We start from the raw sequence: 20,703 nt of genomic DNA, 5'->3' as shown, positions 1-20,703 counted from the left end.
CGGACGGGGAGCGTCGAGGATAAGGGGAGTGGAGGTGGTTGGACAATGTGCGGCTTGATTCCCATGTCCGGCGTGCACTCCGCCGCCTCATGCACAGGCGGCCCTGTGACTGCTCCGGCTAAGCCACCTGATTCGCAAACCTGCCCACCGCGTCGACCACCCGCTTGGCGCCGTCCTGAATTTCCACAATGACCTGGCCTGCCTGCGTGGCGAGTTCAAGACCTTGCTCTGCCTGGGACTTGCTGTTGGCCATTTCGGCGACGGTCTCGTCCACCAGTTTCTGGTTCTGCAGCACCACCGAGGCGATTTCTTCCGTCGCCGTGCTGGTGCGCCCGGCCAGTTGCCGCACTTCATCAGCCACCACCGCAAAGCCTCGGCCTTGCTCGCCTGCACGGGCGGCTTCAATCGCGGCATTCAATGCCAGCAGGTTGGTTTGCTGGGCAATGCTGCTGATGGTCTGAATGATCGAACTGATCAGCAGTGATTGTTTTCCGAGGGCTTCGACTCCGCCGGCAGCCGCCTGCATATCAGCGGCGATTTTATGCATGGTATGCATCGTGTCGTTGACCACCACGGCTCCGCGCTCGGCACTGACATCGGTCTGCCGGGAAATTTCAAACGCGGTTTGCGCCGCGCCACTGACTTCCTGTTCCCGGGCAACCTGGTCGGAGACCACCGTGGCGAACTTGACCACCTTGCACAGTGTGCCTTCAGTGTCATACACCGGGTTGTAGGTTGCTTCCAGCCACACGGTCTGGCCGCGGCTGTCAACGCGTTCAAATCGGCCGGCTACAAACTCGCCCCTGTTCAGGGTTGCCCAGAAATCCTTGTAGTGCTGCGACGAGGTTTCCTCCGGCTTGCAGAAAATCCGGTGGTGGCTGCCTTTGGCTTGCTCCAGGCTGTAGCCCATGGCGTGCAGGAACTGTTCATTGGCGGTGATGACATGCCCGGAGAGGTCGAACTCGATCACCGCCGTCGAGCGCAGCAATGCCTGGATGAAAGAGGTGTTTTCCGAGGCTTTTTCTACCCGGGCGGTAATGTTCGTTGCATAGCAGGTGACATGACTCAGCTGGCCGCTCGCATCCGTGATCGGCTGCCAATGTGCATGCAGCCATATCAGTGAGCCGTCGGCATGCAGGTAGCGGTAATCGTCGGTAATGGACTTGCCAGCGGCGACCGCCGCCCGGAAATTATGAAAGCAGGGCAGCTTGGAGACGTACTGCGGCACGATCTCGGCCATGGCACGGCCGCGAAGCTGGTCCGGGGTGTAGCCCAACGACTTGGCAAAGTTGTCGTTGCATGCGGTGATCTTGAATGTCGAGTCGATACTCAACGTCAGCATTTCACGGTTCAGGCCATCGCGCAGTTGGCGCAGTTCCAACAGCTCGGCTGCCTGGGCGTGAAGCTGGTTCTTGGCTTTTGTATTGAACATGGGAAACCGCCTCCTTGGGTTACATCCAGCCTATCGGCACGTCATTCTGCAAATTTAGACCGTTCGACGGGTAACGCTTCACCAGGCAGGCGAGGTTCCCGCTGATGTGTTGCGGTCCGCCGCATGTACCGCGCCGGCGGCGAGCCCAGTGTCTTGCGAAACATGCTGATGAACGAACTGACCGACTCGTACCCGAGGGCTTCGGCGGTGCGTTGCACGGATTCGCCCTCGGCCAGGCTCTGCAAGGCCACGATGATTTGCCATTGCTTGCGCCATTGGCCAAAGGTTAGCCCAGTTTCGCTTTTAACCAAGCGCGCCAGGGAGCGCTCGCTCATGGCAACCTGGCGTGCCCATTGGGCCATGGTGCAGCGATTTGACGGGTCCTGGGCCAACCCCCGTGCGATGAAACGCAGCTGCGTTGTGGCCGGAAGCGGCAGGTACAGCTGTTCCGAGGGGGCCAGTTCCAACTGTTCGAGGAGCACGCTCGCCACGCGTGCATTGGCAGACGCCGGCGGATAGTCCTGGGCTTGGGCGCTCAGGTGCAGGATCAATTCCAGGACCAGCGGTGACAGCACCAGCGTGCAGCATGTGTGCGGTAGCGCGGCCGCACCGGGCTCGACGAACAGATAGCCGATCTTGCCGTTGGCGGTCACCCGGTTGCTGTGGGCAATACCGCCCGGAATCCATACGCCGAACCCCGATGGCACCATCCACACGCCATCCTCTACGGTGCATACGATGCCGCCGTGATACGCCACTACCAGTTGGCCTTTGCGGTGGGTATGGACGGGGAATTCGGTGTCGTTTCCCTGGCTTCCCAGCATCAACGCCACTGCGGGCTGGTCGAAACTGTCCAGTTCGAATTGATCCACCCCGTAGAGATGTGTCTCGTCCACGTCGCGTCACCTCGATTGTCTGAATTTGATTATATCTTGGCAGCATACTCAATATCGGCACGGCCTTGCAGTCCCTACCATCGTCAGCAAGGCCATTGCCGACTGCGAGATTCAACGATGCTGAGCGAAATCACGATTGCCTACCTCTACCTGCCGCCTTTCTTACTCTACCTGGGCGTTACCGCCGTGGTTTACGCACTGCTGGAGCGGATCGTGCGGCCCTGGCTGGACTGGGCCTGGCACCCGAGCATGGCGCGTTTCTGCATGTCGTTGATCGTTCTCTCGATCCTCGTGCTGAAGTTTTGAGGCGCGGGCGATGACGATCAAACACCTGCTCAAGACCCTCGTCACCCTGGTGCTCGGCTTGACCGCGCTATTGTTGTGTACGCAGTTGTGGCGCGCCTATGAGCTGGCCCCCTGGACACGGGACGGGCGGGTCAGCGCGCAAGTCATCCGTATTGCCCCCGAAGTGTCCGGCCAGGTTGAACAACTGCTGGTCGAGGACAACCAGTGGGTCGCCAAGGGCGCGTTGTTGTACCAGATCGACCGCAGCGCCTATCTGCTGGCCCGGCAACAGCGAACGGCCGAGCTTGCCGAGGCGCGCAGCGTGTTCGAACAGCGCCGCTCACAGCTCAGCCGTCGCCAGCAACTCGGCGATGCGATTGCGCGGGAGGAGACCGACAATGCGGCCCGGGACCTGGCGGTGGCCAGGGCGCGGGTGGACGCGGCCCAGAGCCAGTTGGCCCACGCGCAGCTGGATCTGCAGCGTACGACGGTTCGTTCTCCGGTCGACGGGTATGTGACCCAGCTGCGGCTGCAGCCGGGTGACTACGCGGCGGCGGGCGATACCAATATCTTTGTGGTCGACAGCCATAGCTTCTGGGTCACCGCTTACTTCGAGGAGACCAAGCTGCCGGGTGTTCGCGTGGGGGCCGCGGCGTCCATCAAGCTCATGGGCTTTGCACCGCTGCTTGAAGGGCATGTGGCGAGCCTCGGCAGAGGCATTGCCGACGGCAACGAGCTGCGCAGTAACAGTGGCTTGCCCCAGGTGGCTCCTACGTTCAGCTGGATACGCCTGGCCCAGCGTGTACCGGTTCGGATTGAGCTGGACAAGGTGCCACCGGGCGTGGAGCTGGCGGCGGGGATGACCGCGAGTATCGAGGTCGCCGAGGCGGGGGCCGCCCCCCATTGGCGGCTTACCCAGTGGCTGCAGGATTTCATGTGATGGCCCGTGCACTGCGAATGCTCGGGGCATGGTCGCCGGAGACCCCGGGGTATGTGCTACGCAGTCTTGCGGCGGCCACATTGGCCCTGTGGCTGGGTTTCCAATTGCACCTGGAGGCGCCGTTCTCCGCGGCTTCGACCGTGTTGCTGCTGATCCATCCGCTGCAGGGCGCGGTGGTCGGCAAGGGCTTCAATCGCGTACTGGGAACCCTGGTGGGGTTGCTCGCCGCCCTGGTCCTGACCGGCCTGTTCGCGCAAAAAATGCTGCTGTTCATCCTCGGGGTCGGGGTGTGGCTCGGCCTTTGTGTCGGTGCCATGACCGTGCTTCGGCACTACCAAGCCACGGCGGCAGTGGTCGCAGGCTATACGGTTTGCCTTGCCCTGGGTCCGGCCATTGTCGCCCCGCAGCAAGGTTTCGAGCATATCGTGGCGCGGGGCACGGCCGTGGTCCTCGGGGTGTTGAGCCTGAGTCTGGTGGCGACGTTGTTCAGCCGCAAGACTGTCGAGTCCAAACTGAACAAGGCACTTGAGGACATCGCCGCCCGTACCTTGGGATTGCTGGCCTTGCGATTGGAGGGGGAGCACAGCGCGCAAACCGCTAGTGCGCAGGGCCAGCTGGCCATCGATGTGGGTAAGGTGGACGAGCTTCTCGGGATCGGCCGAGGTGAGTCCCGCCTGATCCGTTCCAGGCTTGCGACCCTGCAGGCAGGGCTTGCGTATGTGCATGGGGTGATCCTGGACGAGTCACCGCTCAACCGCAGTGGCTTGCCTTCCCTCGTTCGGATGGGCGCGCAGCTGCAACAGCTGGCCGAAGCAAAGCCAGGTTTTTCCGCGGCAGCCGAGCATGTCCGGGAGATGCAGCACCGCCTCGCCCAGGCCCATGAAAACTGTCAAAGCCAGCAGTGCTTGAGTGAACAACTGGCAGACCTGTCCAGCGCCTTGCTGAGCTTTGCCGGCCTTGAGCGCGCGCCCCGGACGCCGGCCCGCGCCGTGGGGTTCCACCGTCATTACGGCGACGCGCTGCGTAACGGTCTACGCGCCCTGGTGGCCACGCTTGCAACCGCTGCGGTCTGGTACCTGACCGCCTGGGACCAGGGGCCAACCTTGCTGGCGGTGTTGGGCCCGTGCTGCACCTTGCTGGCCACCAGCCCGGCGCCCGCTCAAGGCATCGGCCGCTTCTTCGAGGGAACGCTGTACGGCATCGTAACGGCAGCGGCGTGCAAGTTCCTGGTGTTGCCCCATATCAGCGGGTTCGCGTTGCTCAGCATCGTGCTGATCGCCTTCTGGACCGTCGGCATTCATGCCACCACCCGGCCGCGCCACGCCTTGCAGGGCATTGCCTACCTGATCGCGTTCAACACCCTCGTCGGCACCGGCGGCACGGCCCAGTACGATTTCACTGACTTCGCCAATCAAGCGCTCGCCTGGCTGGTAGCGCTTGCCATCTGCCTGCTGGCCTTCCAGCTACTGCCGGGGAAATCTGCCCGCCATGTACACGTCCTGACCCAGGCGCTGCACAGGGACACCCGGCGCTTACTCCGGCACGGGCGCCGCATGGACCTGCTCAAGTGGCAGGCCCGGCAACAGCACCGATTGGTCGCCTTGCAGGCGCTCTTGGGCGCTGGTCACCAGCCGGCGGGCGGCGCCGGCTCCGTGTCCCTTCAATTGAGTCGCCGGTTGCTGACTTTGCAACGCCAGACACGCGAGCTGGAACCTGACTCGGCGATCGCCACGTGCGCGCAAAGGGGCGAGCGGCGTATTTCACGGTATGCCTCCAATCCCGCGATCAGCGCGGCTCAGGCACGTCGGACGTCGAGATCATTGACCCGGCTGGGGGCTCACGCTCTGGCGGCGGGCTACCAGGATTTAGCCGGGCTGCTCGACACCTATTCAAGCATTCCCAACGCGGATATCCGCATCCGTTCCAGTTCAAACAACCAAGGTGAGATGAAATGAAGCAACTCCTTATCTGGACGCTTTTCGGCATGATCGCGTCGACGCCATGGGCCGTGCAGGCATCGGACGGGGCTGAGGCGCTGGTGCGCTGGCAGCAGCAATTCAAGCAGGAGCAAAAACAGCGGGCTGAACGCCCGAGGGGGGATCAGGGCTCCAGGTCCAAGGCCGCAATGACCGGGAAAGAGGAAACCTGATCGGATAGCGGCCGGGGCAGGGACATTCATCGGGCGAGGGCTTGATTGAACAGGTTTTGTAGAAGCCCCTCACTCCACCGCAGAGTCAGAAGCTCTCAAGACGCACGTGGATTCCCGCTCGACCAGCCAGCTCGATAACGTCTTCCAGTCGATCCGTGTCAACAATGAAACCGTCGTAATTTTCACCTCCGGAGTCCAGGTGAAGAAACCGTTTACCGAACCGGGCGAGCCACTGGTCAAAGTTATCGAGAACCTGTGGCATGGAGGTAGCGTCTTCCCGTACATAGGGGTAGGGCGCCTTCAAACCACTGGCGCTGACCAGAAAGGGCACTTGATACTCAAACACGTCATAGCCCTTCCAATCCACGCTGAGGAGTACAAGGTGTTCAAGTTTTTGCCCCTTGGCGTCATTCAGGAAACCTTCGGTGAGGGCACTGCAGGGGTCATCTCCCATCGCGTATCTGCGCATAACGCGGCGGACAAGTCTGGTGCCTTCTTTTTCCGCAGTGGTCGCCACCAGCGCCTGGGCAAAGGCTTCGAGGGCTTTTTTCTGGGTGGGGTCGCTGCGCTCGGGCCGCAGCTCTTTCATGATCGCTGAAGCGCTGAGGTTGGTTTCCTCGGGAGGAGGCATGGTAAAGCGTCCACCAAACAATCGATCCAAAATGCCCATGTCTGTCCCTGTATGAGTGTGAGGAAAACCATTGAGTCAAGTGCAACTGCCGTTCAACAACTGTCCCGGGACGATCAAGGCAAGGACGCTGGGGGCACGGTGTACCAGCCCGACGGTGTTTTGGCACATACCTGGGGTCTCAGCGGCGTTTCTACGGTGGTGTCGGCCTGGGTGGAGAGCTGGCGGACGGCAATCACGCAGCCGGCCTTGAACGTGCTGATTTTCATCATTTGAAGTTCCATTTCATAGTCTTTACCGGGCTCGGGGATGAGCGTGACAGGCGCGGGAAAGCAGGATAGCTGCGAGCCCCCCATGGCGAACCCGGCAATAAAGGGTTGGCCCGCCGGGATGACATGTTCGTCAAACACCTTGGGCGATTGATTGATGGCTTTGCTCGCCTTGCTGGCAGGCATGCCAATCACGCTGTTCTGGCGGTCTGTCGCCCGGAAAGGGTAGAGCCCTGCCGAGTCGACATGGGCTGTTTGCCATCCGGCTTCTTCAGGGGTTTTGGTCAGCAGGGACTCGTTGTAGAACATCTCGCAGGTCTGGCCACTGATAAAGCCTGCGTGGGTGGTGTCACCGGTGATCAGACGGATACGCGCGGTAGTGGCCGGGTCATATCGGCTGATGTGTGCTTCGTTGCGAACGTCGGTTTTGGTGGTGGCGCAGCCGATCAGTGTCAAGCTGACGGCCAGGGGAAACAGTAAACGCATGGGTAACCTTCAGATCCTGTGAGGGTTGGTGGCCGCAACCATACTATGAAGGGGCCGTACTCGCCCACTGACAGGTGCATGCACGGCCATCAACTCAGTCACCCATTCGATAAACACGCGCAGCTTGAGGCTGATATGCCGGTTCGGCGGAAAGGCCACGTAAAGCGGCATCGGATCAAGGTCCCAGTCCTTGAACAAGGGCACTAATTCGCCCCGGTCCTCGAAGGCTTTCGACATGTAGCTGGGCAACCACAACACGCCAAGGCCTGCCAGGCCGGCAGCAAGGTAGGCATTGCCATCATCGACCGCCAGGGCGTAGCGGCCCTTGATCTGGAGACTTTCCTGGTGCTTGCCCATGGCATAGGGCAAGGGCTTGCCGGTGCGGGCCCACAGGAAGCCGACGATACGATGGTTGGCGTCTTCCAGTTCCCGTTGATCGACGTGACGGTGTTTATCGTCGATCCCGAATCCAGGTTCGAGACGATCTGGAAGGTGGTGCCGGAGTTCTGGGGCGAGGCGCCGCCCCCGACGCTGACTGGCGTGGGGGTTACTTGGCTGTATGGGTACCAGTTCGAGATCAAGGTGATTGCCAGGCTTCCTTTGTAATCCGTGCTGGCACATCCACCTCAGCAAGCACGGCTAGGCGCAGGCTGTCGGTATAGTCGATCCTATCGTCCAACGCCTATCCCGGAGCTTGCAAACCGTGTCTGACTTGCCAGGCAACGCCGCCTACACACAGCGCTTCGACGCCGTACTCGCTTATATCGACGCGAATCTTGAAGGTGACTTGTCGGTGAAGACGCTGAGCGAGGTGGCGCATTTTTCGGTGTTTCACTTCCATCGGCAATTCACCGCGTTCGTGGGCATGCCGGTTGCGCGCTATGTGCAACTGATGCGCCTGCGCCGCGCGGCACATGACTTGTCTTCCCGCGCTGATTATTCGGTGCTGGAGGCGGCGCTGGGGGCCGGCTTCGAAAGTCCTGAAGCCTTTGCCAGGGCGTTCAGGCGAGCGTTCGGCATGGCGCCGAGCGCATTCCGGAAACGACCGGATTGGCAGCTCTGGCGCGCGGTGTTCAGCGTCCCTTACTTTTCCAGGAGCATCATCATGCAGGTACGAATTGTGGAGTTTCACGCGGTCAAGGTGGCCGCATTCGAGCACCGCGGCGCCCCAGGGCGCGTGAATGAAAGCGTGCAGACATTCATTGCGTGGCGCATGCACAGCGGGCAGTCGCCGGTGGCTTCAAGTCGCAGCTTCGGTATTCCCTTCGACAATCCTGATACGACCCCGGCCGATGAGTTCCGGTTTGCCATTTGCGGCGAGATTCACCAGGCGCTGGCCGCGAATGGGTTCGGCGTCACTGAACGCGTCATCCCCGGCGGGCGCTGTGTGGTGGTGCGTCACGTGGGTTCGCCGGATCACATCGCAGAGTCGATCTATCCGATCTACCGCGACTGGCTGCCTGGCAGCGGCGAAGAGCTTCGGGACCAGCCGTTGTTTTTCGAATACCTGAGCATTTTCCCCGAGACACCGCAGGATCAATGGCAGACCGATATTTATGTGCCGTTGCAATAGCGGCGCTCGCCGGCCTGTGGGAGCGCGACTGCGCTTCCACGCCTGGTGTTGCGGCCAGCTACGGCTGAGCGGTCCACACCGCCAGTTCATAACCATCCGGGTCAATGAAGTGAAACCTGCTGCCACCGGGGAACGAAAAGGTCTCGCGGCTGATCACGGCGCCTGCGGATTTGAGCCGCTGCTGCGTGCCTTCGAGATCATCCGCGTACAGGATCACCAGCGGGCCACCCGGTCGAACGGGCTCTCCGGTCGTGAACCCGCCGGTCAGCCTGCCATCGCTGAACTCGGTGTAGGTGGGGCCGTAGTCGACGAATGCCCAGCCGAACACCGCGCCGTAGAAGGCTTTGCTGCGGGCGATGTCGCCCACGTTGAACTCGATATTGTCGATCTGTCGGTCTTGACCGCGAACGCTCATGGTTGCCTCCTTGGCGGATGGTTGAGGGGCGAGTGTAGCGGTTTACACCCAGGACTGGGTTACCATGCCGCCGCGAAATTCCCGCCGAACCCTCTGGCCACTTATGTCCTCCAACGCGCTGTACACCGACCTGTCCATCTACTACGACCTGATGTGCGCCGACATCGACTACCGCGCGCAGAGCCACAGCGTGCGCCGCCTGCACCAGTTGTTCGGCAATGACGGGCGCCGCCATCTGGACCTTGCCTGCGGCACCGGGCCCCATGTGCGCCACTTCCTCGACTTTGGCTACCGCAGCACCGGCCTGGACATCAGCCAACCGATGCTGGACCTCGCCCAACTGCGCTGCCCCGAGGCACGGTTCAGCCGCCAGGACATGGCCGGCTTCCAGGTGGACGAACCGCAAGACCTGATCACCTGCTTCCTGTACTCGACCCACTACAACCCCGGGCTGGCCCAACTGCGCGCCTGCCTCGCCAGCGTGCACGGCGCACTCGCCGACAACGGCGTGTTCTGCTTCAACGCGGTGGACAAACTGCATATCGACAACCGCTTGCTGGTACGCCATAGCGTGGAGTTTGAAGGCAGCCATTTCACCTTCGGCTCCGGCTGGCATTACCGCGGCGAAGGGGAGCAGCAGGCACTGCGCCTGAGTATCGAGAAGACCACGGCGGGGGTGACCCAGGCCTGGCAGGATGAGCACACCATGGTGGCGCTGAGTTTCACGGAGTTGCAGGGGCTGTTACAGCCGTACTTTGAGGTGCAGGTGTTCGAGCATGACTATGAACGGATCACGCCCTGGGCGGGCGTGACCGGCAATGCGTTGTTTGTGTGTGTGAAGCGGTAATGAACTGCCAGGCAGCCCTGATGCTGACGCGCTGGATCGCAATGATGCCAGCGCGGGTTGAGTTGATTTGATTTAACTTGCTGGCGCTTCTTCTGCGGCTGAAACCTGGGGACGCAAGCGTTGACCGATGATCGCCACATCAGGCGAGGGCCATCACGCAATCATCAACTGCCCTTTGATCAGGTTTTCTTGCCCGCTTCCTCCAGAGCCTTTTCAGCGTTGAACCCGTCGAAGTTCTCGAACACGCCCATAAAGCCCGGCACGGTCACTTCTCGCGCCCAGTCGCGCTGCAGTTCGCAATACATCTGCACGCGGCTGATGAGCTTCGCGCCCGCCTGCTCCATTCTGCGTAGCGCCGCCTCGTGTGCGACGAGCGATGTGCCGCCAACCGCGTCGACCGGCACATACACTTCATAGCCTTCCTGGATAGCGTCGAGCACCGGGAATGTCAGGCAGGCCTCGGTCCAGAGCGCCGTCATGATGAGTTTCCTACGCCCAAGTGCCTTGACCGCCTGTTTGAATTCCATGTCCTCCCAACTGTTGATCGAGGTGCGGTCATAGGTCGGCAGGTGGCCGAGTACCTCTTGCAGTTCCTGGATCGGCGGTTTGTTGCGACCGGTCGCTACATTGACGGTCGAATGGATGATCGGAAGGTTGTAGTTGACCGCCGCCCTGGCGACGCTGGTGATGTTGAAGACGAGTTCGTCACGCGGCATCGAGCGGATCGAGGAAACCTGAACAGGCTGATAATCGATGATGATCAACGCTGAGTTTTCCGGGGTCAGTAGTGGGTCGGTATGGGGGTTGCGCAGAGTCTCGCTTGCCATGGGCAAATCCTTTTTATGGGGGCACGTTGGTAAAAGGGCCTGAGCCCGTGCGGGTAATGGATTCCAGGACACGGGTAGAGGAAGCTGTGCCTGGAAAATCCATTGTGCTGTTCCCATGTTCGACGCAGTAGTAGCATCGTGCGATGTGCTGTGTCGCATGACGGGGAACGCAAGCATGGATATCGAAGAACTACAGACCTTCGTGGAGGTGGCTGACGCCGGGGGCATTTCGCAGGCTGCGGTGCGTCTTGGCGTATCGAAGTCGATCGTCAGTCGTCGCCTGGCTCGGCTTGAAAGCGAACTGGGCGTGCAACTGCTGGCACGCTCCACTCGCGGGGCTGCACTCACTGAGTCCGGCGCGACATTCAGGGACTACGCCGCCAGAGTCTGCACCGAGATCGACATCGCCAAGGAAACGATCCTGCCTGCCGGCGCGCTTCGCGGCCGCCTGCGCGTGGCCGTCCCGCTGTCGTTTGGCCCGACTCATTTCGCACCGGTGCTGGCGGAAATGGCACGCCGTCACCCTCAGTTGCATATGCAGACTTGCTACAGCGATCGCTTCGTTGACCTCATCACCGAGGGCTACGATTGCGCCATTCGCGTGGGGTATCTGAAGGACTCCAACCTGATCGCAAGGCGCATTGGCCCGGTCTATACCAAGCTCGTCGCGAGCACGGATTACATCAAGGCGCACGGTGCCCCCGCGACGCCGGACGACCTGGTCGACCATCAGGCGCTTCTGCAAGGCACTGAAGCCTGGCAGTTCATGGACGGCGACAAGATCATCACGGTTCGTCCACAAGGACGCTTCAAGGCCGACAACGGCATCGCCCTTGTTGCCGCCGCGATTGCTGGCCTCGGCGTCGCCTACCTGCCTGACTGCCTCACCCATGAACACGTGGCATCCGGCGCACTGGTACCGATCATGACAAACCATCCACCACCACCGGCCGGGGCCTACATCCTCCGCCCGCCGGGTCCGCATCCCGCCCGGAAAATACGCGTGCTCACCGAACTGCTGATCGAGTTCTTCGGCGAATCTCCGCACCTGGCGGTGCAGCCGCTGTCACATCGGGAAGATGCGCCGCCGAATAGCTGAATCATGGTGGGCCGAGTAACCGGGCTGAAGGTTGGCACTGTTGGCTGAGCTGGCGCCGTGTGTGAATCAAGGTCCAGCGCTTTGTTTGTTCAAGCCAGGACAGGAGATGTGATGTGCTTCAACGCTCGCGACAGTCAATGGGCCGGACTGCGTTTTTTGCAGACACAACAGCGCTGATCGTGTTTTTCACAATCACCGGCATCATCAATGAACGTTTCATTGCCGGCATGGCGTGGGATCAGGTCCTTCATGCGCGCCTTCTGGGCGCAGTGCTGATGGTGCCGGTCGCGAGACCTTACGGTCTATGGCGGGATTGGGTGATGACGCGCGCCAGTCAGGGGCGGGTTTCCAGGTTGCTATGGGACAGTCTCGCCCTCGTCAGTTTCCAGGTGCCCATCTATGCAGCGATCATTGCCTTCAGTGGTGCATCGGGAAGTGGGCTGGTGCGCGGCACGCTCGGTGCGGCGTTGATGATGCTGGTTCTGGGCCGGCCTTATGGGGCGTTTCTCAATGGGGTGCGCAAGGTGTTTGGATTGCCTCCGGGTGGAGACAAGCCGATGTCGCTGAACAGCTGAGTGACCGCTGCTGGGCGATTCTGTTGCGGTGGTCGGACGGACGTTCTTCGATATATCCGGGCATGGACATCCTCCAGCTAACCCATTTCCCTGGCGAAATGCTTGGTCAGTTCGAGCAAGGTCGTTCGCAATTCAGGCGGACGCACGGGCTTGGACAGGATGGAGATATTCATGTGGATCAATGTGCTGCGGATACGCTCGATTTCATGGCCGGTCATGATCATGGCCGGTACTTCCCAGCCACGCTGTTCGCGAATCGCGGCGATACACTCGGAGCCTGAAATCCTAGGGCCCAGGTCGAAGTCGGCAATGATGATGTCGCATTCCGTGGTCACGTTCAGTCCATCGCTATGACTTTCTACCTCGCATCCCCATTTTTCCAGCAAGGCCGAGGTCGCCATCAGTACGTTGGAATCGTCTTCCACCAGGCATATCCGCAGACCCTGCAGACGGCTTTGCGTGGGCGCTGGCCGTTGTGTCTCGGTGCCCGGCGCGACGCTTTCCAGGCGTTGGATAGTGGCGCGGGTGCCTTGGCCGAGTCGGGAGTCCAACTGGATATCCAGATTGAGCAACTGGCTGATGCGTTTGACGATGGACAAGCCCAACCCCAGGCCCTCGACATCCTTGTCGCGTGCGTGGCGCACCCGGTAAAACTCCTTGAATACGTCCGGCAGATGTTCAGCGGCGATGCCGCGTCCCTTGTCGTAGATAACAATGGCCAAGCCCTTGCCTCTGGGACGCACACCGATCAAGACCGGTTGGCCGGACGCGTATTTGAGTGTATTTGACACCAGGTTCTGCACCATGGTGGTCAACAGCCCCGCATTGACATTCACCCAGTGCTCGCAAGGGCGCAGGCGCAGTTGAACCCCGGCCCAGCGCGCGGCCTCGGTGTTCTGTTTGACGACGTCCCGCAGCAGCGCGCCCAGGTTCACCGGCTCCGCTTGCGGCTCCAGCTTTCCGTTGTCGAGGGTGTAGATATCCAGGATCGAACGGAACAATTGAGAGACGGTATGCAGCGAGCGGTCGATATTGTCCACCAGCCGCAGTTCTTCGCCGCCCAGATTCGCGTCACGCAGGCACGCGGTGAACAGGCCGATGGAGTGGATGGGCTGGCGCAGGTCGTGGCTGGCCTGGGCGAGAAAGCGTGATTTCTCCTGATTGGCGGCGATTGCCTCTTCCGATGCGATACGCGTGCGTTTGAGCAGAATGTGCGCATAGGCCGGCACGACGATGGTGGTCACGATCAGCATCAGGAACATGTAGGGCTGCGCGCGCCAGAAGGGGGTAAGCATGAAGATCATGACCAGCATGCTCAGCGCGATGAGTGTCGCGGCGGTCAAGTAGCGCGAGCCAAAGCGCATGCCATTGCCCAATGTGACCCAGAGCAACGCTGCATAAACCGGCAACGCGCCTTCTCCACCCACGATCATGGCGAAAGCGATGCCGGTATAGTCATGGGCCATGGCGAACAATCGGCGCCAGAAAAAGTGCCCTGGCCAGCGCTTGATCGCCATGCGCAGGGGGACTGCCACACTGATGAAAAACGCCATGTACCACATGATCGGTACATAGGTGGCGAAGTCACTTGAAGGAAGGAGGGCCACCACAAAGATGTACAGCGAAGCACAGGTGCTGACCGTCAACCGCAACGTGGCCTGGTCCAGCTCACTGTTCTTTTCCGTCATGTTCATTGCGATTCTCCAGGGTAAGAAGTCGCTTAAAAGTTGAAACCTGGCGTTACAGTTTGCGTTACGATGCGCCGGACCTGAGGTGAGATGGACCTTGACATGACGCACAGAATCATAGTGGCAGATGACCATCCTCTGTTTCGCGAAGGTATGCTGAGAACCATAGAACGGCTTATGCCGACAGCGATGATAGAGCAGGCGGGCAATCTGGATGAAGTACTGGCGCTGGCGCGTGCGGGCGCAGAAGTTGATTCGTTGATTCTGGACCTGCGCTTTCCCGGTATCACGTCTATGCAGGTCATAGGCCAGCTGCGCAACGAGTTCAAGCGCACCTCGATCATTGTGGTGTCGATGGTCGATGACTTGGACATTATTTCCCAGGTCATCGCCCAAGGTGCTGATGGTTTTATCGGCAAAAACGTTGATCCGGCAGGCATTGCCGAAGCCATCCTGGCGATTCGGGAAGGGGAGGTCGTGGTGAAGTACAACCCCGAAAATCCCCTGCTGGACCCAAGCCTTGCCTCACTCACCGCCCGCCAGCGGCAAGTGCTCGGCCTGGTTGCAGCGGGCAAGACCAATAAGGAAATAGCCAAGCAACTGGGGATCTCCCCGTTCACCGTACGCATCCATGTTTCCACTCTGCTTAAGTCCCTGGGTGTGCCCACCCGTGCGGCGGCGGCGGCTCAATTCAGTAACTTTCCAGGTGCCAGTGGGTGGCCGGGCAAGCTCGATACTTGAATCAAGACGGTGCAATGACCATTAGAGCGTGGGTTGGGGCACGGGGGTGTTACCGGGGATCAACTTGGCGCCTTTAGGCCTTTTTGGACAGTCGCCAGATGAATACCAGCGGGTCACCACGCCCTTTTCAATCATGAACCGCTGTTCGCAACGGGCGTAATCAGGCACATAACCCCATTCCATCGAATGGCTGCCGTTTGTAAGCCATACGTAGTCGTAGCCGATGATTTTCGAGTTGCCATCACTGAGGCCATGGCTGTTTTTTGGCGCTCCCCATGACGTCACCAACTCATCTTCGGACGCACCTACCCATGAAGCAGTAATGTCCGATGTCGTTTGATAACGCTGGTTCGTGACCAGATTACTCAAGGGAGAACCCGCACACCCGGACAGCATCAGAATGGATAAGACGGTGATCCATGATTTCATATTTCGACTCCATTCCCGCGGCTTCAATAATCCGGCGTTACATCAACTGGCGAGCAATTTATTACATTAATTCAAGCCATTAATACCCATCTGTCTATGCTAGACAAGTCCCTGTTGGTCGCCTATAGCACACTTGTACTATAGCGTCAGCTCACGCGCCCTCATAAGCTGTACACGCTCGAAAAAGTCTTAAAGGCTTTGAGCCCGAGCGCACACCGGAATGCACTTTGACTTCAGCGTTGAAGTGTTCCAGTGTGTTTGCCCGCCTGTGAATCCAAAGGCTCGATTAGTTGCACTACGTTGTGTCAACTTCACCGTGCATCCGGTCGAAATGGAATGGTATTAATCACAACTCAAGGTAAGTCTATGTGCTTGAAATATGGAAAACTACTTGGAATCGGATTCACGCTGTGCATACTGACCGCAGGCCTGGGAGGCTGTGCTAACACTGGGGATTTGATGAATTCCTTAAATCCTGGAGCACAAAAGTACGATGTTGCTTACCTGAAGAAAACCATCATCCCGGGAAAAACTACCAAGACTCAGGTGACGCAATTGTTCGGCGCTCCAGCCGAAGAGCAACTTGATTCAACGAGCAGAAGCAACGGATCCAACTGGACCTATGATAAAAACCAGGAGGGTCTGGAAAAGTACATGACCCTGGCCCACAAATATGTCTCGACCGAGACAAGCCTGAAGATGTACGACGCCTCGTCGCAAGTGTCCAAGGCACAGGGTGTCGCCAATGATGTCGGCAGTGTGACGGGCACGAAAAAAGCTCAAAGCCAGACCCAGGGAACGAAGTTGATAATTTACTTCGTGGATGACGTGGTGGATTACTACAGGCTTTACTGACACGTTCCGCTTCTGATACGACACGCCGTGTCGTTTGATGCCTTAACACGCCAACCTACGCCTTATTGTCCTCAAGGGGGCGGCATCCAGCGATGCATCCCCCATGGTCCATGAGGTTGAACGCGTGGAAAAGAACAGCGAACTCAATCAGGCCACGTTGCGCCTGACCGTCAGCGCCTGTGCGCTGCTGTACATCATCATACTGAGCGGGCTGCGCCCCAGCGATACCGCAGCCTACACGCCCATCATCGTGTATATCTCGACCTTCATCGTGGTGTCGATATTCTTGCGCATGGCGATCAAGCGCTGGCCAGGACACTTTTTTTGGCGGCGCTTGCTCTCAATGCTCCATGACTACACCGGTATCGCTTTCGCCATGGTGCTGGGAGGCGAAGGTGCATTGCCTATCTATGCCGCGCTGCTCTGGGTGACCCTGGGTAATGGCATGCGTTTCGGCTCACACTATCTGGCCCTGGCAACCGTGATCGCGTTGTCTACCCTTATCGTTATTTTCTTGTTCAACCCCTTCTGGCGCGCGCAGCCCTACATGTTCCTGATGCTGATCGTGACCACCATCGTCGTGCCGGCCTATGCGCACATTCTGCTCAAACGCACGCGTATCGCATCGGAAGAGGCAATCGCCGCCAATCAGGAGAAATCACGCTTTCTCGCCCAGGCCAGCCACGACCTGCGCCAGCCCATCCACTCCATCGGCCTGTTCACCGCGTGCCTGCGTGACGCGAATCTGGGCGACGAAGAACTGCGACTGGTGGACAACATCGACCGTTCGCTGCATACCGTCTCTCAACTGTTCCGTTCGATTTTGGATATCTACACCCTCGACAACGGAAAGCTGGAGCCGCAAGCGGAACCGGTGAACCTGGGCGCACTGCTGCAGGAGGTTGTCAAACAGAACACCGAGGCCGCGCGCTGGGCCGGGGTTCAACTGCGCCTGCACCCTTGCCCGCATTGGGTGAACGTCAATGGGGGGCTGTTGACCACCATGGTGCAGAACCTGGTGTCCAATGCGATCAAGTACGCATCGGGAGAGCCCGTGCTGATCGGTGTCAGACGCCAGCCAAAGGGCTTGGCCGTGGTGGTTTACGATAAGGGCTGCGGTATCGCCGCCGAACATTTACCGGACGTGTTCAAAGAGTTTTACCGGGTGCGCCACGCACGCGACAAGGATGTCGAGGGCCTGGGATTGGGCTTGTCCATCGTCAAGCGCATCAGCCAATTGCTCAATGTCGATGTACATATTCGCTCCACGCCCGGGCGCGGCACCCAGGTGGCAATCAGCGGGTTGAAACACGCCGCCCCAAAGGTCATCGCGCCTCGGATGAAAAGCACCCATGAGCGCCTGAACGGACTCCGGATATGCCTGATTGAAGACGACGCCAATGTGTTGCTGGCCACCAAGGCCCTGCTGGAGAAATGGGGCTGCGTCGTCGAGACCCACAGTGATGCGGATACCCTGGCCAGCGATTGCGACATCATCATTGCCGACTTCGACCTGGGCACAAAGGTCTCGGGGTCCGAATGTATCGCGGCAATACGCGAGTTCCGGGGTCAAGAGATACCGGCATTGGTCATCACCGGGCACGAAATCGAGCGCATCCGTCAATCACTGCACGCATTCAATATCTCGGTACTGGCCAAACCGGTGCGACCGCCGGAACTGCGCAACGTGTTGCTTGAGCAGGTCAAGTCAATGAAGTGCAGTGCGAGTTACCCGTAGATCCATCAAGGGACTAGCAGGTGTAGCGCCCCGCGAAACGCGCGGCGGCTACTGCTCTATTGGGTACGTTCAAGGCACGTATCAGCGAAGACACGTGAATACGCACGGTATAGGGAGAGATTTCCAGTTCAGCGGCAATTTCCTTGTTGGTTTTACCTTGTGCGATCAAATGCCAGACTTCCCGCTGTCGCGACGTCAGTTTGCCCATCGCGTGATCACTTTCAAATGATGGTGATTCGGCCGGTTCGTATTTGACCACTACTTGGCCGTTACGAATATCGTTGATGGCGTTACGTACCTCTTCGGCTGAAATGTTCTTGCCAATAAAACCATTGGCGCCGGCCTCCATCACTCGCGTAATGACCACACTGTCATCGACTGTCGAAACAACAACGACTGCAGTAGTGCCTCTTTCCTCGCACAGTTTTGCAAGCTCTTTCAAGGAGCAAAGCCCTGGCAAATATACTTCGATAAACAGCATGGCGACAGGTTGCCAGCGTTCCAGGAGAATCCAGACTTCCTCCAGGTTTCCTGCCTGTTTTATCGTTGCTTCAGGTATTAAGCGCTCCAGTAGTCCTGTCATGCCCTCTCGATAAAGTGGGTGTTCGTCCGCCACCACAATTCGGCAACTCATATCAGCAAGCACAACCCGTCCAGATCAATGAAAACACGCTTTGATCATGTCCGACTCATACAACTTATGATATAGAACAGCTGAACTAGTACACCTGTACTAGTTACTAAAGGCCATTAAGCAATTAAGTACATTTTGCTCGATGCAATTGCGGCACAAACAGCGTGCTTGAACCCGTTGCCAGGAAGGGCAGTGCTATCCTCCTTCTCATCGCCTGGGCATAAAGCTACCTAGTTGGCTCGCGTCTCATATCGCATCTTGACCACTTCAACGAGCCGCTCCTGTCCACCATTCGTTCCGGAGAGACTGGTCGACCTGATTGATTGCCCACGGTAGGGCCCTTCGGCAGCAAACCAATTCTGCACCACGACCTTCTGGGTCGGTTGTTGACCGGACGTTGATCCAGTGGAAATTTCATTGGTGAAGCGACAGGTCTCGAACGTCCCGAGTGCTGTCTTGATCGTCTCGCGGCCGTGGTAGGTCAGCTTTTCTGATACCCCAAACTCAAGCGTGGTGCCGCCGCTGACGACCTGGTTCTTGTAACTGACGGTGACTGTCTGCCCGGGTTGTAAATCCAGCGGCGTGGTGGGAGGAGGGGTGTAAAGGGTCGTAGTCAACGAAGGCCCGGCACCGTGCCGATCACCATAGCGAATCAACTGGCCGTCCTTGATTTGCGCAAAGGTGGTCGTTAAATACACCGGCGAATTGCTTATGAACGTGGTGTGTAATGACGCCACCGGGTTGGCCCCGGCGAAGTCTTCATGGCCCAGCGTTTCGGTTTTACTACGATTGGTTACCGCAGAGGTGTTGTCGCGACTTTCAGACTCCACAACGGTGCCGGCCTGGAAATCCGCTTCATTGGTACACGGTGCCGAGGAGGCCGTTGCACCAACGGCTGCCTCGGTCCAGGTAGCGCTGGTGGTTAACAGCGAGATCAAGGCCATTGCCAGCGCAGCGTTCATTTCAATTTTTCTGGTGGTTATAGGTTTCAAAAAAAGCATCCCTGTTCAATACGATCGGCAGCGTCGAATAGTGTAGAAAAGACCTATTAGAGCGCGAACAACTGTGATCCAGCGCTAAAGCGCGATGCAATAGGGCAGCTGTGCTATTGAGTTATCTCGATTGCCCCGGTTTTATAAGCAGCCACGACAGCAGCACCCTATATCCGCTCGACTATCACACCCTGGGTGTTAAGGATTTGCGGGAAGAACATGACGTTATTGAAAAAAACAGCAGCGACTACCCTGGTTTTAATCGTCACCCTGGGGCTTAGCGTTCAAGCCTCGTCATTCGAGCAGGGAGCAGACAACACGGTATTCGATGCCGCGAGCCTTGAGGTGTCGAACGTGCCGTTGGGCGCCTTTCCCTACATCGCTCTTCCCGACGGATATGTCATCGCCACCGCGCCCGATGTCTCCGACTTTGATCAGGTACCCTTCTGGACCGGTGATCGCCTGGCAGTGGTAGAAGGCAAGGTCTGGTCAGCCCATATCGACGCCGCGCAGGGCAAGGCGTTCTCCGACCTGGAATTGCAGCGCAACCTCGAGTCCGTCGTGTCCTCGTTGGGCGGCAGCAAGATCTTCGATGGCAGGATTCCGGAAGACCCTGGCCAGAAGATCAAAGAATGGCCGCGGGACTTCGCGCTCAAATACAACAGCGGCCTGGGGGACATTTGGAATAACGCCGCGCAGGTGTTTGTTATCCATCGCGCCGACCGCGATATCTGGATTCATTTGTGCAGCTACGCGTTCGGCGGCGGCCTGCTGATTGCCGAAACCAAACCGCTGCAAATAACGGCCGGCCTGTTGCCGGCCAGTGAACTGAAAGCGCAGATAGATAAAACCGGCAAGGTGGCATTGCACATCAACTTTGCGACTGACCAGACCCGCATCCTTCCGGGTTCACAGCCACAGATCGAGCAAGTGTCGTTGTTACTCAAGCAAAATACATCGTTGAAACTGGCCATTAACGGCTACACCGATCACACCGGTGACCCCGCGCACAACAAGACATTGTCATACGGCCGCGCCAAGGCCGTCGAGGCTGCCATCACCGCCAAGGGCATCGACGCGGCGAGGTTATCTGCGGCCGGATTTGGCGAGGCTGACCCGGTGGCCGACAACGCCACCGAGGCAGGCAAAGCTGAAAACCGCAGGGTCGAGCTGGTCAAGCAAGACTAAGCGAACGCTCAGGACCA

General features: G+C 59.0%; 21 protein-coding genes and 4 pseudogenes. 13 read left to right on the top strand and 12 right to left on the bottom strand.

Annotated features, from left to right (window positions below; translation table 11 throughout):
• Nucleotides 1-118 precede the first annotated feature (118 nt).
• From BM416_RS31080 to BM416_RS02375, 3 genes and pseudogenes are all read right to left on the bottom strand, one after another.
• Nucleotides 119-553 (bottom strand): annotated as a pseudogene (locus BM416_RS31080) (methyl-accepting chemotaxis protein); the annotation flags it as partial.
• Between the two features lie 102 nt (nt 554-655).
• Nucleotides 656-1,342, bottom strand: a pseudogene (locus BM416_RS31075) (PAS domain-containing protein); the annotation flags it as partial.
• 131 nt (nt 1,343-1,473) lie between these two features.
• Nucleotides 1,474-2,328: an AraC family transcriptional regulator gene (locus BM416_RS02375; RefSeq protein WP_092484940.1), complete on the bottom strand. Its 855-nt coding sequence runs from the start codon at nt 2,326-2,328 to the stop codon at nt 1,474-1,476.
• Nucleotides 2,329-2,445: 117 nt separating this feature from the next.
• Between BM416_RS02375 and BM416_RS02370 the strand changes: the two genes are divergently transcribed.
• From BM416_RS02370 to BM416_RS02355, 4 genes are read left to right on the top strand one after another with little or no spacing between them, the layout of a single operon-like run.
• On the top strand, nt 2,446-2,634 hold the full coding sequence (locus BM416_RS02370; protein ID WP_175539027.1) for a DUF1656 domain-containing protein: 189 nt from the start codon (nt 2,446-2,448) through the stop codon (nt 2,632-2,634).
• Between the two features lie 10 nt (nt 2,635-2,644).
• Nucleotides 2,645-3,553 (top strand): efflux RND transporter periplasmic adaptor subunit, encoded by a 909-nt coding sequence (locus BM416_RS02365; RefSeq protein ID WP_092484937.1) that lies wholly within the window; start codon nt 2,645-2,647, stop codon nt 3,551-3,553.
• Nucleotides 3,553-5,508, top strand: coding sequence for an FUSC family protein (locus BM416_RS02360; protein ID WP_092484934.1), 1,956 nt, complete (start codon nt 3,553-3,555; stop codon nt 5,506-5,508). The genes BM416_RS02365 and BM416_RS02360 overlap by 1 nt, the downstream gene beginning before the upstream one ends.
• Complete coding sequence (locus BM416_RS02355; protein ID WP_092484931.1) at nt 5,505-5,702, top strand: hypothetical protein; 198 nt, start codon at nt 5,505-5,507, stop codon at nt 5,700-5,702. Before BM416_RS02360 ends, BM416_RS02355 begins: the two co-directional genes overlap by 4 nt.
• An 85-nt stretch (nt 5,703-5,787) precedes the next feature.
• On the opposite strand, the gene BM416_RS02350 is transcribed toward BM416_RS02355, so the two are convergent.
• From BM416_RS02350 to BM416_RS02340, 3 genes and pseudogenes are all read right to left on the bottom strand, one after another.
• Nucleotides 5,788-6,372: a DUF6630 family protein gene (locus BM416_RS02350; protein WP_092484927.1), complete on the bottom strand. Its 585-nt coding sequence runs from the start codon at nt 6,370-6,372 to the stop codon at nt 5,788-5,790.
• Nucleotides 6,373-6,446: 74 nt separating this feature from the next.
• Nucleotides 6,447-7,085, bottom strand: a complete 639-nt coding sequence (locus BM416_RS02345; protein ID WP_092484924.1) for a hypothetical protein — start codon at nt 7,083-7,085, stop codon at nt 6,447-6,449.
• Nucleotides 7,086-7,094: 9 nt separating this feature from the next.
• Nucleotides 7,095-7,517: pseudogene (locus tag BM416_RS02340) on the bottom strand (LysR substrate-binding domain-containing protein); the annotation flags it as partial.
• On the opposite strand from BM416_RS02340, the pseudogene BM416_RS02335 reads away from it, so the two are divergent.
• Nucleotides 7,518-7,691, top strand: a pseudogene (locus BM416_RS02335) (RidA family protein); the annotation flags it as partial.
• A gap of 97 nt (nt 7,692-7,788) precedes the next feature.
• Nucleotides 7,789-8,658: an AraC family transcriptional regulator gene (locus tag BM416_RS02330; protein ID WP_092484921.1), complete on the top strand. Its 870-nt coding sequence runs from the start codon at nt 7,789-7,791 to the stop codon at nt 8,656-8,658.
• A 58-nt stretch (nt 8,659-8,716) separates the two neighbouring features.
• Here BM416_RS02330 and BM416_RS02325 read toward each other — a convergent pair whose 3' ends face one another.
• Nucleotides 8,717-9,073, bottom strand: a complete 357-nt coding sequence (locus tag BM416_RS02325) for a VOC family protein (protein ID WP_092484918.1) — start codon at nt 9,071-9,073, stop codon at nt 8,717-8,719.
• Nucleotides 9,074-9,176: 103 nt separating this feature from the next.
• Between BM416_RS02325 and BM416_RS02320 the strand changes: the two genes are divergently transcribed.
• Complete coding sequence (locus BM416_RS02320; protein ID WP_065941714.1) at nt 9,177-9,920, top strand: class I SAM-dependent DNA methyltransferase; 744 nt, start codon at nt 9,177-9,179, stop codon at nt 9,918-9,920.
• A gap of 179 nt (nt 9,921-10,099) precedes the next feature.
• On the opposite strand, the gene BM416_RS02315 is transcribed toward BM416_RS02320, so the two are convergent.
• Nucleotides 10,100-10,747: a hydrolase gene (locus tag BM416_RS02315; RefSeq protein ID WP_092484912.1), complete on the bottom strand. Its 648-nt coding sequence runs from the start codon at nt 10,745-10,747 to the stop codon at nt 10,100-10,102.
• A 175-nt stretch (nt 10,748-10,922) separates the two neighbouring features.
• Here BM416_RS02315 and BM416_RS02310 point away from each other — a divergent pair, with 175 nt between their 5' ends.
• Nucleotides 10,923-11,846: a LysR family transcriptional regulator gene (locus tag BM416_RS02310; protein WP_065941712.1), complete on the top strand. Its 924-nt coding sequence runs from the start codon at nt 10,923-10,925 to the stop codon at nt 11,844-11,846.
• A 113-nt stretch (nt 11,847-11,959) separates the two neighbouring features.
• A complete protein-coding gene (gene alaE, locus BM416_RS02305) occupies nt 11,960-12,421 on the top strand; it encodes an L-alanine exporter AlaE (protein WP_092484909.1) in 462 nt (153 codons plus the stop codon).
• Nucleotides 12,422-12,498: 77 nt separating this feature from the next.
• On the opposite strand, the gene BM416_RS02300 is transcribed toward alaE, so the two are convergent.
• Complete coding sequence (locus tag BM416_RS02300; protein WP_371856026.1) at nt 12,499-14,115, bottom strand: ATP-binding response regulator; 1,617 nt, start codon at nt 14,113-14,115, stop codon at nt 12,499-12,501.
• Between the two features lie 96 nt (nt 14,116-14,211).
• On the opposite strand from BM416_RS02300, the gene BM416_RS02295 reads away from it, so the two are divergent.
• Nucleotides 14,212-14,850: a response regulator gene (locus BM416_RS02295; RefSeq protein WP_027608115.1), complete on the top strand. Its 639-nt coding sequence runs from the start codon at nt 14,212-14,214 to the stop codon at nt 14,848-14,850.
• Between the two features lie 21 nt (nt 14,851-14,871).
• Here the strand turns inward: BM416_RS02295 and BM416_RS02290 are convergent, their stop codons facing one another.
• Complete coding sequence (locus tag BM416_RS02290) at nt 14,872-15,279, bottom strand: hypothetical protein (protein WP_092484906.1); 408 nt, start codon at nt 15,277-15,279, stop codon at nt 14,872-14,874.
• A gap of 459 nt (nt 15,280-15,738) precedes the next feature.
• On the opposite strand from BM416_RS02290, the gene BM416_RS02285 reads away from it, so the two are divergent.
• Both BM416_RS02285 and BM416_RS02280 read left to right on the top strand, forming a co-directional pair.
• Nucleotides 15,739-16,134 carry a hypothetical protein gene (locus BM416_RS02285; RefSeq protein ID WP_092485590.1) on the top strand — a complete coding sequence of 132 codons (396 nt, stop codon included), beginning with the start codon at nt 15,739-15,741 and terminating at the stop codon, nt 16,132-16,134.
• A 103-nt stretch (nt 16,135-16,237) separates the two neighbouring features.
• On the top strand, nt 16,238-17,872 hold the full coding sequence (locus BM416_RS02280) for an ATP-binding response regulator (RefSeq protein ID WP_175539026.1): 1,635 nt from the start codon (nt 16,238-16,240) through the stop codon (nt 17,870-17,872).
• A gap of 13 nt (nt 17,873-17,885) precedes the next feature.
• Here BM416_RS02280 and BM416_RS02275 read toward each other — a convergent pair whose 3' ends face one another.
• Both BM416_RS02275 and BM416_RS02270 read right to left on the bottom strand, forming a co-directional pair.
• Nucleotides 17,886-18,506 (bottom strand): LuxR C-terminal-related transcriptional regulator, encoded by a 621-nt coding sequence (locus BM416_RS02275; RefSeq protein ID WP_092484903.1) that lies wholly within the window; start codon nt 18,504-18,506, stop codon nt 17,886-17,888.
• Nucleotides 18,507-18,736: 230 nt separating this feature from the next.
• Nucleotides 18,737-19,450, bottom strand: a complete 714-nt coding sequence (locus tag BM416_RS02270; protein WP_092485584.1) for a DUF3108 domain-containing protein — start codon at nt 19,448-19,450, stop codon at nt 18,737-18,739.
• 267 nt (nt 19,451-19,717) lie between these two features.
• Between BM416_RS02270 and BM416_RS02265 the strand changes: the two genes are divergently transcribed.
• Nucleotides 19,718-20,686: an OmpA family protein gene (locus BM416_RS02265; protein ID WP_092484900.1), complete on the top strand. Its 969-nt coding sequence runs from the start codon at nt 19,718-19,720 to the stop codon at nt 20,684-20,686.
• The last annotated feature ends 17 nt before the right edge of the window (nt 20,687-20,703 follow it).

The organism is Pseudomonas sp. NFACC42-2, assembly GCF_900116055.1.
Taxonomy (GTDB): domain Bacteria; phylum Pseudomonadota; class Gammaproteobacteria; order Pseudomonadales; family Pseudomonadaceae; genus Aquipseudomonas; species Aquipseudomonas marginalis.
This window is presented reverse-complemented; position numbering and strand designations above follow the sequence as displayed.

Excerpts from the sequence above, each read along its gene's own strand:
- BM416_RS02315 (WP_092484912.1), bottom strand. The coding sequence starts at position 10,747 with ATGGCAAGCGAGACTCTGCGCAACCCCCATACCGACCCACTACTGACC.
- BM416_RS02270 (WP_092485584.1), bottom strand. The coding sequence starts at position 19,450 with ATGGCCTTGATCTCGCTGTTAACCACCAGCGCTACCTGGACCGAGGCA.
- BM416_RS02285 (WP_092485590.1), top strand. The coding sequence starts at position 15,739 with ATGAATTCCTTAAATCCTGGAGCACAAAAGTACGATGTTGCTTACCTG.
- BM416_RS02365 (WP_092484937.1), top strand. The coding sequence starts at position 2,645 with ATGACGATCAAACACCTGCTCAAGACCCTCGTCACCCTGGTGCTCGGC.
- BM416_RS02350 (WP_092484927.1), bottom strand. The coding sequence starts at position 6,372 with ATGGGCATTTTGGATCGATTGTTTGGTGGACGCTTTACCATGCCTCCT.
- BM416_RS02275 (WP_092484903.1), bottom strand. The coding sequence starts at position 18,506 with ATGAGTTGCCGAATTGTGGTGGCGGACGAACACCCACTTTATCGAGAG.
- BM416_RS02345 (WP_092484924.1), bottom strand. The coding sequence starts at position 7,085 with ATGCGTTTACTGTTTCCCCTGGCCGTCAGCTTGACACTGATCGGCTGC.
- BM416_RS02360 (WP_092484934.1), top strand. The coding sequence starts at position 3,553 with ATGGCCCGTGCACTGCGAATGCTCGGGGCATGGTCGCCGGAGACCCCG.
- BM416_RS02320 (WP_065941714.1), top strand. The coding sequence starts at position 9,177 with ATGTCCTCCAACGCGCTGTACACCGACCTGTCCATCTACTACGACCTG.
- BM416_RS02310 (WP_065941712.1), top strand. The coding sequence starts at position 10,923 with ATGGATATCGAAGAACTACAGACCTTCGTGGAGGTGGCTGACGCCGGG.
- BM416_RS02370 (WP_175539027.1), top strand. The coding sequence starts at position 2,446 with ATGCTGAGCGAAATCACGATTGCCTACCTCTACCTGCCGCCTTTCTTA.
- BM416_RS02355 (WP_092484931.1), top strand. The coding sequence starts at position 5,505 with ATGAAGCAACTCCTTATCTGGACGCTTTTCGGCATGATCGCGTCGACG.
- BM416_RS02290 (WP_092484906.1), bottom strand. The coding sequence starts at position 15,279 with ATGAAATCATGGATCACCGTCTTATCCATTCTGATGCTGTCCGGGTGT.
- BM416_RS02300 (WP_371856026.1), bottom strand. The coding sequence starts at position 14,115 with ATGAACATGACGGAAAAGAACAGTGAGCTGGACCAGGCCACGTTGCGG.
- BM416_RS02265 (WP_092484900.1), top strand. The coding sequence starts at position 19,718 with ATGACGTTATTGAAAAAAACAGCAGCGACTACCCTGGTTTTAATCGTC.
- BM416_RS02295 (WP_027608115.1), top strand. The coding sequence starts at position 14,212 with ATGACGCACAGAATCATAGTGGCAGATGACCATCCTCTGTTTCGCGAA.
- BM416_RS02280 (WP_175539026.1), top strand. The coding sequence starts at position 16,238 with ATGGTCCATGAGGTTGAACGCGTGGAAAAGAACAGCGAACTCAATCAG.
- BM416_RS02325 (WP_092484918.1), bottom strand. The coding sequence starts at position 9,073 with ATGAGCGTTCGCGGTCAAGACCGACAGATCGACAATATCGAGTTCAAC.